General features: G+C 41.7%; 2 protein-coding genes. Both read left to right on the top strand.

The annotated features are described in order from the left end of the window. Positions 1–756, top strand: a 756-nt coding sequence (locus tag N1032_RS23850) for a hypothetical protein (protein ID WP_259542899.1), incomplete at its 5' end; no start/stop codon positions are given. A 1-nt stretch (position 757) separates the two neighbouring features. Continuing rightward, positions 758–997, top strand: a 240-nt coding sequence (locus N1032_RS23845) for a hypothetical protein (protein ID WP_259542897.1), incomplete at its 3' end; no start/stop codon positions are given.

Below are 997 nucleotides of genomic sequence, written 5' to 3'. Positions count from 1 at the left end.
AATCTTTACAATCCTAAAGCATCTTATAGCGTGTGTGTCTTTGGTCAAATTGCCTTGTATGACTTATCCCGCAGATTGTACGAAGCCGGATGTACCTTGGTCAATCTAAACACCGATGGGATTGGATTCACCACCAACCCGCACGATCCTGATTGCTACAAACGCATTTGGAAAGAATGGGAAAAAGATTTTGATTTGGTCTTGGAAGAAGATCACTTAAAACGTCTGACACAAAAAGATGTCAACAACTATCTTGGCATTCATAAAGATGGTACCATGAAGGCAAAGGGCGGAGATTTGAAGAAGTACGAAGGCAAATACAATCCTAACAACACATCCCTTGGGATCGTGGATTTGTGTGTCGTCAATTACATCAAAGATGGAACCGCACCAATCAGAACCATCATGAACAATTTGGATCGTCCGATCCTATTTCAAAAGGTTCTATACACCCAACGTAAAAAAGAAGAGGAACCGGACAAAGGTTTTATCGGCACGGCACAATTTGAAGGTGATCAACGAATTTTCGTCAACACAGTCAACCGCGTTTTTGCTTGTAAAGCGGATCATCCGGAACGGGTATTGCTCAAAAAAGTCCGGAATGAAAACGACATGGTCGGCGTGAAGTTTCAAGATGCACCGGACAACATGATCGTATACAATGACGATTTGGATTCCATCGAAAACTTATCGCAGATGATCGACATGAATTATTATAAAAACCTAGCCGAAAAAACAATCCAAAGGTGGGTGTAATATGGCGGAATACATTGAATATGAAGCGGGTAAAAAGTACAAGAAACGTGATGGCGAAATATCCGACACGCACAAATCATTTTCCGATTGCGGCAAAGTGATCGAAGACAACATGATGGTCGTGGACATTGATGACATCCATGAAAAATTATTCTTGGCAATGGTCAAAGAATTCAGAATCCAAAACGAGTGGTGGAGAACCGAAGAGGGTTTCCACGTCTGGTGTCAAAAGCCAAAAGGA

Source organism: Herbiconiux daphne, from assembly GCF_024979295.1.
Lineage (GTDB): Bacteria > Actinomycetota > Actinomycetes > Actinomycetales > Microbacteriaceae > Herbiconiux > Herbiconiux daphnes.
This window is presented reverse-complemented; position numbering and strand designations above follow the sequence as displayed.